Here is a 19,892-nt window from a genome sequence, read left to right as displayed (position 1 = left end):
CCACGCTCAACTCCACCAGCACGGCCCCGGCCCTCCCGCACGCGCCGAATCAGACGCACACAGCCAAGCCGAGGCAAGCGGTGTCAAGCATCAGGTGAAGCCACAACGTCAACCATCAACCGAGACAAGACACTGCTGATCGCCAAGGGCGCGGTAGAACTTTCCCTACTTCATCAAGTGCCCGCGCAAGCGCGGGCGCGCGCCGCCTCTGCGGCGCGGCCTGCCTCCTGTCTTCGCCCCGGCTGGCCGCGCCCGGCGGCGCGCTAGCGGCAGCGGGCACGACGTAGGGAGAAACCCTCTGTGGCTGGGGCGGTCGGCTCCACGGCTTTAGGCAGCCACTTTGGGGCGAGCCTCTAAGATCATGGCCCCAACGTCGTGCTTTAACGGGCAGGTCCACAGACTGCCCGACTCGCCGGAAGCTTACGGGGCCATGATCACTCGCCCCAAAGCAGCTCCAGCCCAAAGCCGCTCTGCCGACCTATCGTAACCGTTTTGCACTCAACTTCTATTCTTGACCATTGGACGAGACGATACTTTCCAGGACTTCCTGTTCAACCAGAGCGACTCCGCCGCCTGCAATTCTCCCCCTAGCAGACTTGAGCCGATTGACCGTGTCTCTGATTTTCCTCCGAAGAACACGTCCAGGTAGATTGCCGTGTTCCTCTCGCACCTGCTCCACCACTTGCATTATGTGGGGAGACACGCCTTCCAGAAATGAGACGTCCAGCATAACCGGTAGCTCGCTGCGCATATCCTTGGAGATCTGAGCCCGTGCAGGGCCGATCTCCAAGTATCGCAACAAGAAGTCCGGGCTCATTACGGGCGACAGCGGTGGATCGCCAGAAAGTCTCCCCCTCAACAGTTCATTGACTTTGAAGGCCGTACCATCAAGAGTGAGCCACCACGAATTGAATCCCAGTGGGCTCTTATTCTCTTTCTTCCTTCTTTGCACGATGCCTAGATAGCATTCGACATCGTGATTTACGAGAATCTGGATTGTCGCAGGAGCGAACTTGTTCAATCTTCGCTCCCGAGCTTCATACCAGATCTCTTGAACGGCACCGCGGAGCTCAATATCGGCCGTAGCAGCCTCATCATTTAGCTCCTGGACTCGAATCCCGTGAACCTCGCTCAAGTAATCGGCTACGTCTTCCAACGGCTGTTCACCGCCGCGAAAGTTCTCTAGCCAGCTACCTAGCGCTGCCGTTTCCCTACCACCCGCGGCGTGAGCTGCAGCCAGGAAAGGAACGTCTCCGTCCCAGCGCTTACCCTGCCCTGCGACACGCGCATACGCCAGCGATCGGCGCATATGCGAAGCGACCTCCTCCACAATTCCACTGGTCACACGCAGGGAAATACCACAGTCACGTGCGGCCTCCAGCAGGCGCGTGAATGCCCTATTCTCGTCGTCGGCCAATTCTTCTGCCAACACTGGAAGAATTAGGTTGGCGTCAAGCCAGATTACCCCTCCGCTGAACAGCTTTATCACAGTCTTCTGCACATCAGGGGTGGCCTGCAAGAGAGAGAAGAGAGTATAGGACTCAAGTCGGCCCCGCATGTAATCGCGAGTCACGCCGAAGGAGTTATTTACTATCGAAGAGATCACATAGGAAACTATTTGCCTAGCCTTCTTCGACGGCGATTTTTCTGTGTCACGCATCGCGCGATCGATAAGCGGCTCAAGACTCTCAGATTGATAGTCAGAAATCCTTGAAGCAACGAGCGCATCTGCGAATGATTTTCCTCGCTCGAGGAGGATCCTATCCAAAGCCGCTTCCACGAGACCGCAGGCCGCAACCGTTTCGGCAGTCGACAGAGTTTCATTCTCCGCAGTCGCCATTTCGACCACTCGATCCTGAACCTCATCCCTGAATTTCTGTTGAATCAAGGTGTAAGAGGTCATTCGGTCCTTGAGGAGCAAAGATGCGTCATGAGAAAGGCAGAATTCGTCAGACCGTGACCAGTGTCGGACGGCCCCCTTCGTCAAACGCCTGAGGGCGCCGTCGACAAGATCGCCGTACTCGCGCCCGCGAGGCAGCATATTGGAGACGCGTTCGTGAACAACTTCCCGCGTGACCCGGTTGTCCGAGTCAGTATCTCGCAATGCTGCTCTAACCAGGGATTCAAAACCAACCTTCGTGAGACCCTTGTGCCGGTCTTCGTCGCCGAAAGTAAGCTCCAGAAACAGAGCCGCTTCCTGCTCTTCAGCGGAGGAAAGCGATGGCAAAGTGGAACTCACGCCGAGCGCTGAAGCGGCTAGCGGGTCCACCTTTATCCTAGCTAGCGATTCGGCAGCCTCTTCGGTCTGCGGGTGCATGTTCACCCGGTCCAGGAACCACGCCCTATCCCAGACATCCAGAGATAGTTTGTACTCTTTCCTCAATCTTCTTTTTACTTCGTCAACCTTTGTCCCGACCTCTTGGTTGGTCACGTAGACCAATTCCCTCGCGTCAGGCGCAGTTTTCTTCAGCCTTTCCGCCGTCCTGAGGATCTTTCCAGCAAAATCTACAGTCACTGAGTACTGAAAAATGACCGTATCGTCATCCACTGGAGAAAAGAGACGCGCGTCCCTGCCTCCGTCTCCCCCAACTGAAGCGACGGTGCGGAGTTCACCGAATTCCAGAACGGCGAAAGCTGAAGCGAGTTGTTCGAACAGTGCGCCGTCGTGAGCACTCAGTTGCTTAAGGGCAAGCTCGAAGCGGTCGCGGTGCATTGGCCCCCTCCAGAGGTCGTGTGGCCGTCGCGTCAGCCCACCATTCCTGTGCATAGAGTAGTGGCACCACTACGGTCCTCTACGTCAAAACGTCCTCCCGGGCCGCCCTGCCCCGCGAGTCGGCGAGTTTTTAACTGCGTGACAACGTCCGCGCACGACAGCGAAACAAGGGCGGACGCCTGTCGACCATCGCAGCAGGTGAGAGAGGCACCAGCCCCAGGTCGACCGCCCACCCAAGTTGCTTCGGGACGAAGAGGTCACGTGCCACAGGCGTGCCACGTCAGACGGTCAGTCACGGTCAACGACGGGCTGCCCCGGATTCGATGTGCCGAGGACCTGGGTAGCCCCCGTTGCCCGGTTGACCTGCCCGCTTTCGGGATCGACCACGTCCGCCCTTACAAGGCAGCGGTCGCGGGTCTCCGGCGTGGCCATGATCTGTTCATGGACGAGTACGCGTGGCCTGCGGGCCCCAAAGTGCCGGCGGCAGATGCGGTTCTGCGGAGTTGGGCGGCAACTGTCGCAGCTCTGCCTGTCGGGACCCGAGTCGCTGGCGAGGTCATCGGGCGTCAGCGCTTCGGGGTCTTCATCGTCCTCGACGGTGTCCCGAACACCGTGGCGCTAGCCGAGGTCACGGCGATGCCGCACGGAATGGAGCTGCCTGCCCTCGGGGCCTGCGTCGAGGGTGAGGTCCTCTGGCATGCCGATCACAACCACCAGGTGAAGGTCAGGTTCGACGACTGGAAGACGGCTGCCGAGTGATCGTCTCTGGGCCGTCCCTGGGCCGTGCGAAGGCGCTCGGCAGTGACCGGCGACGACAACCAGTGACAGGTCGTCCGGCGCGGTTGGCGAACGGCCAGGTCACGGGCCCCTGACCGAACGGGTTTCCCCCCAGGGGTAGCCGTTAGGCAAGATGGGGTGTTTCTCTCCGTCAGGGTGGATCAGGGTGCTTATTGTCGAGAAGGTCCACGAGGGTAACCACCTTCAGTAGGGTCCCCACATGGAGCAGCATCGCGAACTCATCAATGGCCAGTGGATCCGTACCCAACGGATCATCTACGGCACTGATGCCGACCTCGCTACGGCCGGCATCAGGACACTCGCGACGTGACCTCTATGGACTGGTACCGCATCCCGGACGCGGACCATGCGCCCTCTTGCGGCGTGAAGGGCTGCACTGAACTACCTGACTACCGGGTGACCAAGAGCGTGGGGCAGTTCAAGCGGCCCAAGGAGTACTTCGGTTGCCCAGAGCATCTCGACACCTGCCGCGCGGCCATGGCCTACGGCCACAGTGGCGATCCCGCCTAGCGAACCGAGGCGTGTGTCTAACTGCGGGCGCGATATCACTCGCGGCCAGGGCTGGACGCCGCAAAGCGCACCATACTGGGCGCAACTGTAACTGGCTCTAACAAAAGCTGTTGATCATGTGACCGTTGGCTTGTCTGTTCATTGGTCTGGTTGTGGGAAGCGTCAGTCGCGGCCTTGGATCGTTTCCGATGAACTGTGGTCGCTCATCGAGCCGTTGCTGCCCAAGCCTGCGCCGAAGCTGGTCGAGGGCAGACCTCGAGTGCCTGACCGGCAGGCGCTGTGCGGGATCCTCTTCGTCCTGCACACGGGGATCCAGTGGGAGTACCTGCCCCAGGAGCTGGGCTTCGGTTCGGGTATGACCTGTTGGCGGCGCCTGGCGGCCTGGAACGAGGCCGGCGTCTGGGACCAGTTGCATGTGCTGCTGCTGGAGAAACTGCGGTCGAAGGACAAGCTGGACTGGTCCCGGGCGGTGATCGACTCCTCCCACGTCAGGGCTGCCCGGCGGGGCCCAAAAGCGGACCCAGCCCGGTCGACCGAGCACGTCCGGGCAGCAAGCACCACGTCATCACCGACGGCCAGGGCATCCCGCTCGCGGTGTCGCTGACCGGCGGAAACCGCAACGACGTCACCCAACTTCTGCCCCTGCTCGACAAGATCCCGGCCATCGCGGGCCGGGTCGGCAGACCTCGCCGACGCCCCGATGCGCTGCTGGCCGACCGCGGCTACGACCACGACAAATACCGCCGCCTTCTCTGGGCCCGCGGGATCCGCCCCGTGATCGCGAAGCGAGGCGAGCCTCACGGCACCGGCCTGGGCATCTTCCGCTACGTCGTCGAGCGCACGATCGCCTGGCTCCACGGCTTCCGACGCCTTCGCGTCCGCTGGGAACGACGCGACGACATCCACGAGGCCTTCCTCGGACTCGCCGTCTGTCTGATCACCCACCGCCATGTCCAACGCCTTTGTTAGGACCTCTAAGCCAAAGAGGCCGTTCTCCGAGAGGAGGACGGCCTCTTCGTATCGCCTACGGTTGGCGACCCCTCAACAGATCGTCGAGCACCGCAACTGGCGATCGCGGATGCAGTGCGAGTCTCGCGTCGGGCAAGGACCGCCTGCGGCGGCTGCGCTTGCGACAGGACCGTAAGCGCCAGGCTATTGACCCGGTGCCAGTCACCGGAGTGATACCAGCGGCAAGTCCGTCCGTCGTGCCGTGGGACAGCCCGGTACATCCAGCGCCGCCACCAAGCCGTGCCGCCGCGCATGCATCCCTCACGGAACGGGCTGGGCTGTGCCAGGCGCCACAGCGCCATCGCCTCGAACCGCAACTCCGGTTCCGGCCCCGGCTCGGGCGGCATGTATCCCTCACCGCGGTCTTCGGCGACCGGGCCGCCGACCAGGTGCGCGACCTGCTCCGTGGTGAGCGGGTGCCAGCGCGGGTCGCGCTGATGGCGCTCTTTGGAAACGGCCACCCCCTACTCAGGGGTGACCCCACACCTGCTCAGTGGATCTCCCCAGGCATCTAGCGCCTGACCTACGGACGAGCGCCACAAAAGGTGGCCCCCAATAGCCAGCCGGGTCCTGGGGCGGGTCGGACCAACTCAGGCGCGGACGCCTACCGAGGGCAGCCTGCGTACGCGTGATAGTTCGAGCCTGGGAAGGTTGGCCCTCTTCGCGGCGCGCGCCCCCTGACGGTGCGGCGGTACGCCCGGATGTCATGGTTGGCGGGAGGGGTCGGCAGGAGTCAGGTACAGGGCCAGTTCTGGCTGTCTGTCACCTCGCGCGCGATGCGACGCCACTGCCTTTCCCCGCCGGGCAGGGGCCAGGCCCAGGTCGGCTGTTCCGCGGTGTTCAGGTCGTGAAGGACGCGGACGAGTTGTGGGCCGGCGGTGGCAGCGCCGTCCGGGACGGCGGGGCCGTGGATGGCGCGGAGTCCGGCGAAGCGTGCCAGTTCGTCCTCGTAGAAGCCCACGGCTTCCTCGGTGCGCATGGCCAGGTCATCGCGCGGGACCGTGCGGTGCAGCTGCAGCAGCGGAGGCTCGACGGATTCGGCGACTGCCGCGGCGAACCGCGCGTGACCGTCCAGGATCAGATGGCAGTCCAGGCCACTGACCCACCACAACAGGACGGGTGGGAGCGTCCCTTCACGGGCTTGCTTGCGGTACGCCTTGACCCGGCTGTCGTCGGCATCGGGCATCGGCCGCAGCGGCAGGACCTCCCACGAATGAGCATGGAGGAACCAGTCGATGTAGCTGTTTGGATGGCCGTCGACGAGCATCGAGCTCCAGTATTCGGCGTGCGAGGCATCGGCGTGGCGCCAGCGCCGGAGCGGGCTCTCGCACGAGAGCAGCCACCGGCCCTCGTGCAACGGGCTGTCCGGCGAGTCGATGAGGTACTGCGCAAAGCGGTGGGCCCACCGTTCCGGGCTGCCCGCCAGGGCGCGGCCCGCATCGGCACGCAAGGGCGGGACGAAGGAGCGGTACCCGTCGGTGCGCCAGAAGTCCACGCCCTCGTGTTGCTCATCGACGACGGCGAGCAGCACAGGCTGCGACATCTGGGAGACCAGCAGTTGCGCACCGGCAGTGAACACGCACAGCCCCGGCTGGTGGCGGTCCTGTACGTCCAAGGACAGACCCACCCACGTGCCGTCGTCCCGCGTGACATCGCTGCGCTGCATGCCGAGAGCGTAGACGGCTGCTGCGGGGACCCCGATGGCATTTTGCCCGTCCGACATGACCCGCACACTCCACAAGCCGGTGGTCCTGGCCGAAGACAGGCGCGGTGCTCGTCGAAGCTCCTCACTCCGTTGAGCATCGGACCGGCTGAGGCGACGAGCGGCCCTGGTCGATTCCAGAGAGCCTCATCAAGGACAGCGCACGACGACATGAAAGCCGTTTTCCAGGGCATAGCGGCCCAGATCACCGACCAGATGCTCGATGAGCGCGTCGACGAGCGGGCCGGTGCGCATCGTCCACCGGATCCAGTCGAGCCGTATCCGCCACCGCGCTTCTCAGAGACAGCGCCCCCGACGGGCTTCCCGAGGCCTTGTCTGGTCTTCACATCAACCCCCGGTCTCAGCTGGCTAATACCGCTCTTCCCCGGGCCGCATGAGCCAGCTGATGGCACCGAGAACGAGGCACGATTCCTGGACCGCTCGCGGACGCGGTCGTGGACGTTCGAAGTACGCGTCAGCTGACCCGAAGACCGACCGCCAGCGTCAGTTCAAGGACCCGGTGTGGCGATGCGAGATCCGGAAACAGCTCCCGCAGCTGCGACATCCGGTACCGGACTGTCTGGGGATGGACGAACAACGCCGCCGCCACCTCGTCCCGCCTGCCCTGGTGCAGCAGCCACGCCCGCAACGTCTCCTCCAGCCGCCGTGCGGTCGCGACAGGCAAGGTCCGCAACGGTGCGAGGGCTCGGGCACGGAGGTCTGCGAACGCGTCCACGTCGGCGCTCAGCACCAGCTCGGGCAGGTGGTCCTCGGTGTCGCGGATATCAGGGGAGAGGGAGCGCGCGCGTAGGGCTCGTGCGTACGAGGCGGACGCACGGGTCCATGGCCGGGCCGGGCCGACCACGGCGGTGCGGTCGGTTAGCTGCCGCACGAGATGTGATCGGTCGGCATCGGGGACTAGCAGCACACCGGTGGCGTCCGGCAGATCGTCGAGGACGAGGGTGCTCGGGTCGAGAGTGCGGTAGGCAGGCCGGGCCTGGGCGGCGGGCAGCAGGACCGCGGTCAGTGAAACCGGAGGCTGCCACCCGGCCCGTTGAGCAGAGGCCAGCAGCACGTCCGGGCTCGCGCCGGCGAGGAGGTCGCGGGCCAGGTGTTCCAGGTGGCGCTCGTGGGCCCTGCCCCGGGCGGCCAGTTCGTCGGCGTGGCCCGCGGCGCTCGCGGCGGAGAGCTCGTCGATGTAGGCGAAGGTCAGCTCGGCGAACTTGGCGACCTCGGCGGCGGGCAGACCTGCGGGTACGGCACCCGCTGCCAGGCATCGCCAGGCCACGCGGGCGCCGACGCGGTAGGCGCTGAGTAGGGCGTCCATCGAACGGCCGTCGCGCACCTCGCCGCGGCCCAGCTCGTAGGCCGCGTCACCGGCGTCGCCGCCTGTGGCGTTCCCGCTCGCGAGGTCCAGGTAGTGCCCCAGGGCGGTGCGGACGGCTCGGCGGATGGTGCCGCCCATGCGGCCCGAAAGGGCGTTGGCGTAGGGAGGGACCTCGTCGATGATCGCCTGGACGACCTCGTCGGCGGTGGTCTTCAGCGCGGCCCGAAGTGCGGTGACCGTCGTCTCATCGAGGGCCAGTTCGCTGGCCCTCCGGATTGCATGGCTCACGTTTTTGTTCCCTGCGAACAATTCAGCCGACCAGATTTACGTCCTGCGGTCAGGACTTTACGCCTTGAGGCGCAGCAAGCTGGAGTCATGACGAGTGCAGCCCTCCGCAGCAGGGCGTGGAAACTGCTGGAGATGGTCACGACGCCGCTGTTGCCGTCGGACTACCTCGACCTGGTCAGCCCGCTGCGTGCGGGCGCTGACCTGCGTGGGCGCATCGAGGCCGTGCACCCCGAGACGGGTGACGCCGCGACTATCGTGATCAGGCCGGGACGGGGCTGGCGCGGCCACACAGCCGGTCAGTACGTGCGGATCGGGGTCGACGTCGACGGGGTGCGCCTGTGGCGTGCCTACTCCATCACCTCGCCGACAAACCGCCAGGACGGCCGCGTCACGATCACCGTGAAGGCGATCCCGGACGGCAAGGTCAGCAACCACCTGGTCCGCAGGGCGAAACCGGGCACGCTGATCCAGCTCGACCAGCCGACCGGTGACTTCGTGCTGCCGCAGGCCAAGCCCGCCAAGGTGCTCTACCTGACGGCCGGCAGCGGCATCACGCCCGTGATGGGCATGCTGCGCGACATCGAGTTCGACGACGTCGTCATGGTCCACTGCGCGCCACAGCCGCAAGACGTGATCTTCCGCAACGAACTGCACGACCTGGTCGCGGACAAGAAGCTGCGGCTCACCGAGGTGCACACCGACACAGACGGCATGCTCGACATCGCCCGTCTCGACGAACTCGTGCCCGACTGGGCCGAGCGCGAGACCTGGGCCTGCGGGCCCGCGGGCCTGCTCGACGCCGCCGAAGAGCACTGGACCGAGCACGGCGTACAAGAGCGCCTGCACACCGAACGCTTCCGCCCCAGCATCGTCGTCGCCGGCGACGGCGGCGAGGTCACGTTCAGCGCCACCGGCAAGACCGTCGACGCGGACGGCGCCACGCCGTTGCTGGACATCGGCGAGGAGGCCGGCGTGCTCATGCCCTCCGGGTGCCGCATGGGCATCTGCTTCGGCTGCATCACGCCGCTCAAGGCGGGCGCCGTCCGCGACCTGCGCACCGGCGAGATCACCGAGGCCGAGCCGGGCGTCCTCATCCAGACCTGCGTGTCCGCCGCGGCGGGCCCCTGCGACATCGAACGGTAGGAGCACCTTGACCGCCATCGACCCCACCGCCCACCTGACCGCGGAGCAGATCGAGGAGCTAGGCCGCGAGCTGGACGCGATCCGCGACGAGGTGATCGCCGGCCGCGGCGAGAAAGACGCCGCCTACATCCGTAAGGTCATCTCGGCGCAGCGCAAGCTCGAGCTGGTCAGCAGGGGCGTGCTGCTGTTCTCGATCTTCCCGCCCGCGTGGCTGATCGGCACCGCCGGTCTGTCCGTGGCGAAGATCATGGACAACATGGAGATCGGCCACAACGTCCTGCACGGCCAGTGGGACTGGATGCGAGACCCGAAGATTCACTCCACCACCTGGGAGTGGGATCACGTCTCGCCGTCCGAGCAGTGGAAGCACTCGCACAACGAGCTGCACCACACGTACACCAACGTGATCGGCAAGGACAACGACCTCGGCTACGGCATCATGCGCGTCGACGAGGACCAGAAGTGGCACCCGTTCCACCTCGGCCAGCCGCTGTGGAACTTCATCAACGCCTGCTTCTTCGAGTACGGCATCGCAGCGTACGACCTGGAGCTCGGCAAGAACCTGCACAAGCGCCGCCGCAACAACCCGGAGTTCCGCGCGCGGGCCAGGGCCGTGGGCCGCAAGATCCGCAAGCAGGTGCTCAAGGACTACGTGATCCACCCGCTGCTGTCGGGCCCGTCGTTCCTCACCACGCTCGGCGCCACGTTCACCGCGAACCTGGTCCGCAACATCTGGTCCCACTCGGTGATCATGTGCGGGCACTTCCCCGAGGGCGTGCAGGTCTTCGAGCGCCGGTCGATCAAGGGCGAGACGCGCGGCCAGTGGTACCTGCGCCAGATGATGGGCTCGGCGAACATCAGCGGCAGCAGGGCCATGCACTTCATGACCGGCAACCTGTCGCACCAGATCGAGCACCACCTGTTCCCGGACCTGCCGAGCAACCGGTACGCCGAGGTCGCGGTGAAGGTGCGCGCGTTGTTCGAAAAGTACGAGCTGGAGTACGTCACCGGGCCGCTGCCCAAGCAGGTGTTCTCCGCGTGGCGCAAGGTCTTCCGGCTCTCGCTGCCGAACAAGAAGCCCAAGGTCAAGACGCCGGACCGCGAGCAGGAGCTCGTCGCGGCCTGATTCCCGGTACTGGTTCAGATCTTTCGGCCGTACCGGCGGCACCGCCGGGTTCGGTGAGATCCGTTGCGGACGGTGGGCGGCCGCGACATCAGACCGTACGACACGGGATCCGGGCAGCCCGGTGTCCGGCTGCGCTGCCTGGACGTGCGCCAGGAGCTCAGCACACAGCCCCCGGCGAGGTGTCGTAGTGCGCTGACCTGCCGTGGTCGGGCCGGTCGCCGGGTGCGTACGCGCACTCGGTTTGCCGACGGGCGGGCTGGGTGGAAGGCATGGGCTGTGACGTGGACACTGCCGGAACCGATGCTCGCCGCCCCTGTGTCCGACCCTGCGCTGCTGCCGGGGTGGGCGGGTGAGCCGAAGTAAGACAGGTGGCAGGCCCTGGTCTCTATCGACGCGGGGCGGATGGTACTGCGCTCGAGGCGCGGCACGGAGATGGGGCCGGCCTTCCCCTGCCACTTGTCTTCGGGCCGGGGCCGGCGGCGGCGCAGTCCGTTCGCGTAGGCCTGGCCGAACTTGGCGCACCAGCGGCGCACAGCGTGGGTCGGCGGGTGCAACGCGGTCATCAGCTCCAGGCCTGTCACGGCGGTGGAACCGCGCGGCGTCATCACCCGGGACGCGAACACACCCAGGAGCCGGGCGAGTTCCGCCGGCGGGGAGCTGCCCGGCCTCGCCCCAATGGCGGGTGTCAAGCGCGTGCCACGACGGGATGCACAGCTGCACGCACAGTCACTCGGAGCCCTGCGCCGGGCGGTAGATCCGCGCCCACGGCCCGAACCCGCGCTTCGTCAGCTTCCACTCCGCGCGGACCAACTGCTTGATGACCTTGTGGCCCTCCGGGATCCGCCCGGCGAGCCGCTCTTCCTCCGTAAGAACGATCGGCAGGCCATAGCGCTCCAGCGCGGACTCGGTGAGCACGAGCAGTGGGTCGGCGTCCTTGCCCGGCCCGAACAGCTTCGGCTGCCCGAGCTTGGCCTCCTTGAGGGTCCAGTCGACCAGGGACGGGATGGACTTGGCGGGCACGTCCAGGACCAGGCCGCCGACGCAGTACGCGAGGACCTGGCCGTCGTCGTCAACGTCGACGACCGCGAGCGGACCGTTCTCGAAGCGCGGGTCGACGCCTGCCGGAGTGTTCGCCGGGGCCGCCTTCTTCACGCCAGGGCGGCGCGATGTCGCCGACGGCCTGACGGCGCGCACCGGAGGGGACACAGCAGCCGCGGTCTTGGCGGGGCGGGGCCGCGCGTTGTCTTCAGCCGGCAGGGCCGCAGTCTCGGGTCGTTCTATGCCTTCCACCCGGAGGAGGGCACGGGCCCCTTTGTACCAGACCGGCCAGCCACGCTACGGACCCACCACAAACCGGAAAGATCGCGACCAGCCATTGTTTGGCCGCCTGACCAGCGCTGCCAAACAATGCGCCAGCCGCTGAACTCGGTCATGCAAGGCCTCAGGAGCGGATCCGGGGCATCAATTTGAGTGGCATCGAGGAGGCATCATGTTCTTGCGTTCTACTGCACAAAGATCCGCCGTTGCGGCGGCATGCGTGGTCGGGACTGTCCTCGGGTTCACCGGCCAGTCCTATGGCAGCACCGGTGGCCGCTGGATCTCCGCGCAGGCGAGCCCTTCGGATCAGCCCTTCGCAGAGCAGGTCAGAGCAGCAAATCTCTCCTCCGAGCAGGCTACCTTGCTGCAGTCGGAGGTCGACGGTCACCTGCGGAAGCTAGGCGGAAGGCAAGTGTCCCCCAATGAGATCAGATTCGACAGGGGGCGCATTCTCGTGGCCATACCCGGAGAGAATCACCCTCGTGATTTTGCGACAGGGCGGGGAACACAGTTCTTCTATGATCAGTGCCTAGACGGCGACATCCCTTCGGGATGGTTCTGCGAGTACAACGCCGAGTACTTCCAGGGCAGCCAGGTGCAGTGGTACAAGTGCGACACTTACACCGATCCCTTCAATGGGCTAGGCTCCTGGGTCAATAACCAGAGCCCTGGGACACGGGCAAGGATGTACAACGTCTTCGGGACGCCGATCTACACCACTCCAGGCGCTTACAGCGTCGACGCCACGGGGAACTGGTATGACGTGCAGTCCGTGAAAATCTGCTGACGGGGCCGCCCGCGGTTCGAACGCGCGCCGCTTAACCCGGGCCGCCGCATTCCTGCCTGCGAGTGCCCCTCCAGTCCGCCGAGCGCCGACAGATGACGTCCGGCAACTCGCGCGAGAACGCGGCCGGGAGTGACACCGATCATCCCCAGGCCCGTCACAACGGCGCTGAGCAGCCCGACCAACACGGTGGGGTTGTCTACCGCCGCGACGCCGTAGAACACCGACAGCACGGCTCCGAACACCCGCTTCGAACAATTCACGGCTCCCGCAGCGGGGAGCGGTCCCGCACCACCACGCTCATCCACCGCACCGTCCCGGTCGCCACGCAGATCACCACGGCGGCCGATGGCAGCAGGATGGCAAGCACCAGCGGGCGAAGTCGCTATCGGACAGCCGCTTCCCGGTCAGGTAGCCGACGGGCACGGCCACGGGAAACGTAGTGACCCCGTGGCCGTGCCCACCAGGGCGCCGTTACCCGCAAGGGTGGAGATCAGCCGCTGACAGCAGCGGCACCGCGGACAAGTCCCGGACAGGCCAGGCCACCTCGTCCCCGTCGAACCGCCATGTCGCTGACCACCGCCTGGGCCACGGTTCATCGAGCACCAGCCGGTCTCGTACGGCGTCGCCGACCGCGTACTGGACAACCAGATCACCCACGCGGCATACGGCGGAGTCAATCCGCACGTTCGCCCTGTGTCTCCACTGCATCAGAACAGCATCCGCGTGTACGCGACGTGCACGTATATCCGTATGTGATCACAACTGTCCTGTCGCACTCGTGTTGTCTGTGGATCTTGTGGACATGGTCGGGCAGCCGAGGTCCGAAGCTGGCCGAAGGAGCTGATGGCTGTGCTGTGGTGGACGAGATCAGGGCCCGTCTGGGTCGTCCGCGTTCCGATCGACGTTCCATCGCCGGGGTAGGTCTGCGTCGCAGAAGACGCAGACGAAGTGGCCTTCTCGCACGATGTTGTGCTCCTGGCAGGTGGGACACCGGCGGAAGACCACTGCGTGTGTGAAGCAGTCCGGGTGGTCGAGGTCGGCTTGGTCCAGTGCCTGTGCGACAGCCGGCCATGAGGCAACGTCCGGGCAGTAGCCGGTCGACTGGTTGCTGACCTCGTTCACCACCCAGCGTCCGGCGTCGCGGTAGAAGCTGATTTCGCCAGCGCCCATCACCCGATCGTTGCTCGCGCAGGCGACGTGTTCGCTGCGGCGTGGGGCTAGCCGCAGAGCGCCGTCCGTGCCGACGACGAAGGTGAAGGGCTCTTCCAGTTCCTCGGCGGACCTGGCTGCCACCCAGTCCGCGAAGTCGGCGGCTGTGCGGATCGTGGCACCACCGTCCGCTGCCTTGACGGCAGCGATCACATGGTGCGGCCCGACATAGCGGTAGCCCCGTCCCGACGCGCTCATGTCGGTCAACGTAGAACACGTGGTCTTGGTGTGCTCAGAGTTTCGGAGCGTGGATCTTTGCTCTGAACCGGGTGACCGGGTGCTGGTTCTTGCGCGGGTGAAGTGAGAGGTCAGCGCCGTTCAAGGTGATGCGGAAGTAGGTGTCCTCGACATGGACGGTGACGATCTCCCCGGCGTAGGTGCGGCCGACGCGAAGCCTTTGGCGGGCGACCATGATGACGCCGTCGGCGGGGACCTTGCGCTCGACATGAACTGCCCCGGCTGCGGGTGCGGGCAGTTCACTGGTGACGGCTCTGGCGCCGCGAAGCCCGGTTCGTTGTTCGGCGTCGATCGGTGCGGGCAGGGTCTTGGCGAGGACGCCGTCGTGGACGACGTGCATCAGGTGCCCGTTCAGACGCAACGTGACGCGCTGGCCGGCGAGTTCGTATCCGACTGTCACCTTGGCACTGCCGAGGCTGGTAACACCGCTCAGGTCGACCTTCCGGTCAACCTCGATCACCGTGCCGGGTTCCAGACGTCCCAGCCGGCCCGCGGCGCGGGCCGCCGGTGGAGGCCCTGCCCGGACGGCCCCGCGCATCGAGAGTTCGTGCAGGTTGTCGGCGTCGAGATACGACGCGACGCTCCTGATCAGCTCGCCGTCGATGACGATGTGGACCGTGTGCTCGTCGGCCCACACCCGTGCGCGGCGCCCCGCGTACTCCTTGCCGAGCCTGACCCGCTGAACGCGGGGCAGCACGGCGACCAGGCCGCCGGCTGCGACGACGGTCTCGAACTCCATCGCCGGTGCCGAGACCGGAATCAGCATGGTGACCGGCGCTGCGGGCCCGGGCGCGTGGGACGGTTCCTCAGGGGAGGCCGGAGCGGCTGGAGCAGTGACAAGCGTCGGTTCCGGTGGCGGGTTCGGCCGGAACCGGCTGGCGGGGGTGGCCATGTCGAGGGCCTGGTGGGGCCTGGCCGTGTTGTAGGTGTGTACCCAGGCATCGACCGTGGCCTGGGCTGCGGGCAGGTCAGCGAACGGACCGGAGACGTCGAGCAGTTCACGGCGCAGGGTCTGGTGCCACCTCTCGATCTTGCCCGTTGTGGTCGGGGAGTACGGTTTGATCAGTTTGGCGGTGACGCCGTTCTCCCGGCAGACACGTTCGAACAGCACCTCGGCGGGCCTGGGCTTGGTGAAGCCCGGTGAGCTGCTTGCCGTTGTCGGTGAGGACCTCGGCCGGCACCCCGTAGGTCCGCATCGCGCGCACGAATCCGTCTGCGACGGCCTGGCCGGACGGCACTGCCAGGACGGTGGCGGTGACGACGAACCGGGAGTGATCGTCGATCCCGGTGAGCATCTGGCACTCGCGGCCGTCGGCCAGGAAGATCCCGCCGACCAGGTCCATCAGCCGCTCCGGCGGCAAGCCCACCTGAGGCCCACCCTCACACGTCGCACTGCGACGCCTCACCGCAACGGCCCGCTGAACGAACTCGCCTGACTGGCTATCGGCCCACGTGGATGTGCGCGGCCCACAGCCGTGGCTGGTCGAAAAACGACGCCCGCATCTGGCATACGGCGTGGTGCAGCGCGTAGGGCGCCCGCCGCAGGTCCCGCGGCAGTGCCGAGTAGAAGGCCCCTGTGAGCTGCACCGCGCCGAAGTCAATGATTGGCCACAGCGTGCCGATCACTTGGCGGTAGCCAGCCAGCACGAACGCCGATGTGATGTGCACCGACTCGTCGAGCAGCGGAATACCAGCCTCCATCGTGCTGCACGCCGACAGGAACGCCAGCTCTGCATCGGCCAGGTGCAGCCGGGAGATGTCTGCGACGGTCAAAGGCCGCTTGTCGCGGTCGTGCAGCACGAGCCCGCTGTCGGCCGGTGTCTCGTTGTCCACCACGCTGTGGCAGGCCAGGTGGACGACCTGGTGGCGGGGCAGCGCGGCGAGCGTGGCGTCCCGATCTGCCTGCTCCCCCCGCAGCACGGTCGTATCCGGCATGATGGCACGGACTTCCCGGGTCTCGAGGTCTGCGGCCGGCAGTGGGGCCGCTCCCGCTGTCTCGGGCATGCCCACCACCAGCGGTGGCGTAGTGCGCACCGCCGCGCTGGCGAACCGGCACGCGTAGTGGAGCGAGCGCACCGTGAAGCAGTACGACGAGACGACCCGGTCGAGTACGGTCGCGCCCGGCTGATCGGTGCCCGCCGCGTGCAACGGGAACAGGGCCAGCAATCCGGTCGGGCACCACCACACGCGCGGCAGGTCGGTTTCGTGCGATAGATCCAGTCGATCGAGGACAGGCTCGGCGACCACGTCCCAAAGCCAGCGGAGGGTGTCGAGCATCAGCAAGTTCGGCACCTCAGGGTCTAGGCCGTCGAGCGCGAGGTCATCCGAGTGCCGGAACAGGACGACGGTCTGGGCGCGCTCGATGAGGTCGTCGAACGTCAGACGGGGCAGGGCGACGACAAACGGGTCCTGGCCAGGCGCCAGGATAATCGCGTCGCAGCGTCGACGTGCCACGTTCAGCACGACGACCGGCCCGTCGGCGTGCACGCCCACCTGGGTCGGGTCAACCGCTTCGACGGTGTCTGCAAACAGCACGCCGCGGGCCCGTTCCAGCAACTCCAGGGCGCGCTCTGGGTCGTCTGTCTCGATCGCCGCCGCGGCCGCGTCGGCGCCCAACCCGAAGATGGCGGACAGACGGTATTCCCGGTCGCCGCGCTGCAGCGTCGCGGGCGCCAGCATCGGGATCAGCCGGATCCCGTACGCGTAGGCTGCCACGGCCTCGGCCGCGCTCGTCGTGGCATGACCCCAGCCCCGCGCCGCCTCAATCCGCCAGTGCACGGGCACGGCCGTGTCCCGGGCGGTCTCCTCGAACAAGCTGGCCGCCTCAGCGAGGACGGCGGCGTCGCCAGTGCGCCGACCGACCGTGTTGAGGATCCGTCCCAGGTTCGACCGGTACATCGGCGCCTCGTAGTATCCAGCCGGGACAAACGCCACGGCTGCCCGGTTCGACTCGAGTGCTTCCTCAAGCAGGTCCAGGTCGTCGTCGGTCTGCTCGCTCAGCAGCTGGAGAGCGCCAGAGAGGTTGGACAGCGCCCGCGCCCGGTCAATGGCGCCAGCTGGCTCTGCGGCCGCCTCCCGGCCCACCTCCACGGCCTCCCGCAGGGGCGCCAGGTCACGGGTGACCTGGTACAGGCTCACAAGCATCCCGGAGAGGTTGGCCAGCCGCAGGCTCCGGTTGGAGCCTGCGGTGGCGGCAAGTTTGCCGTTCTCCACCGCCTCGGCCAGCACTGCTGCGTCCTGGGTCCGTTCGCCCAGCAGACGAAGTCCGTTCGCCAGGTCGGCGGTTATTCTCCCGCGTTGGCGGTCGTTCTCGGGACAAGCCGCCAGCGCCTCCCGGCCCAGCGCGACCGACTCGGTGAGCCTGCGCAGATCGCCGGTCCGTTCATACTCCATGCGGCGCAGGACACCAGCCGCGGCCAGGGCCCGCACTCGCCCGTAGTGCCCCGGCGGAAGCGCCGCCGCGATCGTGCGGACCAATCCGATCGCCTCCTCGAGCAGACGCATGTCTTTGGTCTCCTCGAAGGCGACCCGCAGCGTCTCGGCCAGGTTGAAGGCGTGCAGCGGATAGTCGGGATGCGTCTTGGCGAGGGTGGCCAGCATCGCGCGGAGCTGGTCAATAGCCCGCATCCGCTGCTCGTGGTCGCCAGTGTGCTTGGCCAGTTCGAGCAGGTTATTGGTGTAGGCGCTCACCACGTTGGGATACATCGGGTCGTCGACCGGGACGGTTTCCAGCAGCCGCCGGGTACGCGCGACGGCCTCACCCAGCAGGTCGGCGTCGCCCGTGGCGACGCCGAGCATGCGGAGGCCGATGGTCAGGTTCGTCTCGTGCGCGGTGTGGTCCGCGTTACCGGGCTGGAACGTGGTTTTCCGGCCAGCGTCCACGGCGTCGGCAAGCACGGCCGGGGCATCGGTTCGCTCGTAGGTGCGCAGCAGCATTACGGTCAGTACCGACCAGGCTTCGGACAGCCTTGGAGCGTAGCCGGTCGCCTCGCGGGCGGTCGCTGTGGCCTCGTCGAGGCTGGCTGCGTCATTAGTACGGGTGAATCTGCGTAGCAGGGTGCGCGCCAGGACCAGCCGGGCCTGCGCTGCGGCCTCGGCCGTGTCACCCGCCGCTGTAACGGCCCGCCGCGCCCAGTCGACCGCCTCGCCGAGCATCTCGACGTCCCCGTCGGCCTCGCCAGCCAGGCTGGTCGCCTCTGCCAGGTTGGCCAGGTGCGCCGGCATGTCGGGGGAGTCTGTCCCGGCCGCGGCGACGGCCGCATGCGCCACCCTCACGGCCTCGGCCAGGTAGCGGCGGTCCGCGGTGCCGTCGTGCAGCCGGATGAGCTTGCCGATCCGGGTAGAGAGCTGCTCGGCCGAGCCGTCCGGCGGTCCGCCGGACGTACCCGCCTCGGTCTGCAGCTCTTCCGCGGCGAGCAGCACCCGGGTGCGGCTTGCCCGCTCGCTGTGTCCTGGCGGGGTGTCAGCGACGGCGGCCCGGGCCGCCTCGACCGCCTCGACCGCCTCGACCGCGTCGCCGGTCAGCCGGTACGACATCTGCAGCAGTTCGCTGAGGATCGCGCAGAACCGGGGTCGGTTAGGGTCCTGCCCGCTCGCCGCCAGCACCGCGGCCCGCCCGGCCCGAACCGCCTCGGCCAGTACCTCGGCGTTCTGCGACGCGATGTACAGGCTACGGAGAGCGACACTGTAGTTCGACACGTATCCCGGGTACTCCGGGTGGCGTTGCGAGGTGAGCCGGACCGCGTCCGCGCCCGCCTGCGCGCCCTCCACAATCAGCTCCATCGAGCCGGTGGCGCCGCCCAGCTCCAGCAGAGCCAGCTCAAGGTTGGACAGCAGGCGGCCCTTGCCCGGGTCGTCGTCCAGCACCGACGCGACGGCCTGCCGTCCGACGTCAACCGCCTCGCGTAATACGTCGACGTCGTCGTCTGCCTCGTACAGGGCGCGCAGCGTGATGGCGAGATTGGAGAGTGTGTCGGGGTGGGCCTTGGCCTCCCGGGCCTTTCGTCCGGCATCCACCGCCTCGAGCAGTGCGTCTTTGTCGCTGGTTCGCTCGTAGAGCTCGCGAAGCGTCATGCACAGGTTGGACAGCGCGGGGCCACGCAGTTGATGGCCCTCGGGCACGGCGGTGGCTGCTTGCCGACACACATCGGCGGCCTCGCGCAGTGTGTGGACGTTGCCGTTGTACCGGGACAGCTGCCACAGGGCGATGCCGCGGTCGGACTCCCAGGCGGCCGCTTCGAGAGTGCCGGGCAGCTCTGAGCCGGCGGCCCGCCTGAGGACCTCGACAATGTCCTCCAGCCAGGACTGATCGCCCGTGCCCCTGTGCATGGCCCGCAGCACCGCGCAGGTCACCCCGGGGTCCAGCGGCCCGTGGCCGAGCACCGCGTCGGTTAGGACGCGCTGTACCTCCGGACGCAGCTCAGCGACGGAACGCACGGCCACCGGATCGGGCACCGGGCTGATCAGTATGTCCGGTGTGAGTGTGCCGACCGGGGCGAGCAGCTCGGCGGCAAGCCGCGCATCCTCGGCGCCGCCCCCGCTCGGCGCCGCCGCAGTCCGGAGACAGAACAAGCAGCCGAGCACATGGCGGACGACCAGGTCATCGGAGTCAAGGAGCGTGCCGGCCGAGGTTGCCAGCTCTCCACCGTGCAGGGGCTGCGCGGATTGCGCCACCGCCGCCTCGTGGAGCCGGGCCAGGACAAAGGAAAGCGCATCGCCCCTCATGTA

12 protein-coding genes and 2 pseudogenes are annotated in these 19,892 nt (G+C 66.8%); 7 read left to right on the top strand and 7 right to left on the bottom strand.

What is annotated here, in order from left to right:
- Positions 1 to 505: 505 nt before the first annotated feature.
- On the bottom strand, positions 506 to 2,713 hold the full coding sequence (locus KVT44_RS27765) for a hypothetical protein (protein WP_217569473.1): 2,208 nt from the start codon (positions 2,711 to 2,713) through the stop codon (positions 506 to 508).
- A gap of 441 nt (positions 2,714 to 3,154) precedes the next feature.
- Between KVT44_RS27765 and KVT44_RS27760 the strand changes: the two genes are divergently transcribed.
- The 3 genes and pseudogenes from KVT44_RS27760 to KVT44_RS27750 all read left to right on the top strand — a co-directional run bounded on the left by KVT44_RS27760 (position 3,155) and on the right by KVT44_RS27750 (position 4,990).
- Positions 3,155 to 3,472 (top strand): hypothetical protein, encoded by a 318-nt coding sequence (locus KVT44_RS27760; protein ID WP_217569471.1) that lies wholly within the window; start codon positions 3,155 to 3,157, stop codon positions 3,470 to 3,472.
- Between the two features lie 345 nt (positions 3,473 to 3,817).
- Positions 3,818 to 4,021 (top strand): hypothetical protein, encoded by a 204-nt coding sequence (locus tag KVT44_RS27755; protein WP_217569469.1) that lies wholly within the window; start codon positions 3,818 to 3,820, stop codon positions 4,019 to 4,021.
- A 118-nt stretch (positions 4,022 to 4,139) separates the two neighbouring features.
- Positions 4,140 to 4,990, top strand: a pseudogene (locus KVT44_RS27750) (IS5 family transposase).
- Positions 4,991 to 5,762: 772 nt separating this feature from the next.
- On the opposite strand, the gene KVT44_RS27745 reads toward KVT44_RS27750, so the two are convergent.
- Positions 5,763 to 6,695 carry a hypothetical protein gene (locus tag KVT44_RS27745; RefSeq protein WP_217569465.1) on the bottom strand — a complete coding sequence of 311 codons (933 nt, stop codon included), beginning with the start codon at positions 6,693 to 6,695 and terminating at the stop codon, positions 5,763 to 5,765.
- A gap of 511 nt (positions 6,696 to 7,206) precedes the next feature.
- Positions 7,207 to 8,346 carry a CdaR family transcriptional regulator gene (locus KVT44_RS27740; protein WP_217569463.1) on the bottom strand — a complete coding sequence of 380 codons (1,140 nt, stop codon included), beginning with the start codon at positions 8,344 to 8,346 and terminating at the stop codon, positions 7,207 to 7,209.
- A gap of 87 nt (positions 8,347 to 8,433) precedes the next feature.
- Here KVT44_RS27740 and KVT44_RS27735 point away from each other — a divergent pair, with 87 nt between their 5' ends.
- Both KVT44_RS27735 and KVT44_RS27730 read left to right on the top strand, forming a co-directional pair.
- Positions 8,434 to 9,489 carry a ferredoxin reductase gene (locus KVT44_RS27735; protein ID WP_190174853.1) on the top strand — a complete coding sequence of 352 codons (1,056 nt, stop codon included), beginning with the start codon at positions 8,434 to 8,436 and terminating at the stop codon, positions 9,487 to 9,489.
- Positions 9,490 to 9,496: 7 nt separating this feature from the next.
- Positions 9,497 to 10,615, top strand: coding sequence for an acyl-CoA desaturase (locus KVT44_RS27730; RefSeq protein WP_217569461.1), 1,119 nt, complete (start codon positions 9,497 to 9,499; stop codon positions 10,613 to 10,615).
- Between the two features lie 539 nt (positions 10,616 to 11,154).
- Here the strand turns inward: KVT44_RS27730 and KVT44_RS27725 are convergent.
- Positions 11,155 to 11,872: pseudogene (locus tag KVT44_RS27725) on the bottom strand (transcriptional regulator); the annotation flags it as partial.
- Between the two features lie 232 nt (positions 11,873 to 12,104).
- On the opposite strand from KVT44_RS27725, the gene KVT44_RS27720 reads away from it, so the two are divergent.
- Entirely contained in the window at positions 12,105 to 12,719 is a 615-nt protein-coding gene (locus KVT44_RS27720) for a hypothetical protein (protein WP_217569459.1), read from the top strand.
- 867 nt (positions 12,720 to 13,586) lie between these two features.
- Here the strand turns inward: KVT44_RS27720 and KVT44_RS27715 are convergent.
- Positions 13,587 to 14,126: a hypothetical protein gene (locus KVT44_RS27715; protein ID WP_217569457.1), complete on the bottom strand. Its 540-nt coding sequence runs from the start codon at positions 14,124 to 14,126 to the stop codon at positions 13,587 to 13,589.
- A 34-nt stretch (positions 14,127 to 14,160) separates the two neighbouring features.
- Complete coding sequence (locus KVT44_RS27710; RefSeq protein WP_217569455.1) at positions 14,161 to 15,276, bottom strand: integrase core domain-containing protein; 1,116 nt, start codon at positions 15,274 to 15,276, stop codon at positions 14,161 to 14,163.
- Between the two features lie 19 nt (positions 15,277 to 15,295).
- On the opposite strand from KVT44_RS27710, the gene KVT44_RS27705 reads away from it, so the two are divergent.
- Positions 15,296 to 15,601 (top strand): hypothetical protein, encoded by a 306-nt coding sequence (locus tag KVT44_RS27705; protein ID WP_217569453.1) that lies wholly within the window; start codon positions 15,296 to 15,298, stop codon positions 15,599 to 15,601.
- Between the two features lie 4 nt (positions 15,602 to 15,605).
- Here the strand turns inward: KVT44_RS27705 and KVT44_RS27700 are convergent, their stop codons facing one another.
- A complete protein-coding gene (locus KVT44_RS27700) occupies positions 15,606 to 19,889 on the bottom strand; it encodes a CHAT domain-containing protein (RefSeq protein ID WP_217569451.1) in 4,284 nt (1,427 codons plus the stop codon).
- Between the last annotated feature and the right edge of the window lie 3 nt (positions 19,890 to 19,892).

The sequence above is a fragment of the Streptomyces sp. GbtcB7 genome (assembly GCF_019091445.1).
In the GTDB taxonomy this organism is placed as follows: domain Bacteria; phylum Actinomycetota; class Actinomycetes; order Streptomycetales; family Streptomycetaceae; genus Streptomyces; species Streptomyces mirabilis.
The sequence above is the reverse complement of the archived record's forward strand: the minus strand, read 5'-3'. Positions and strand labels throughout refer to the sequence as shown.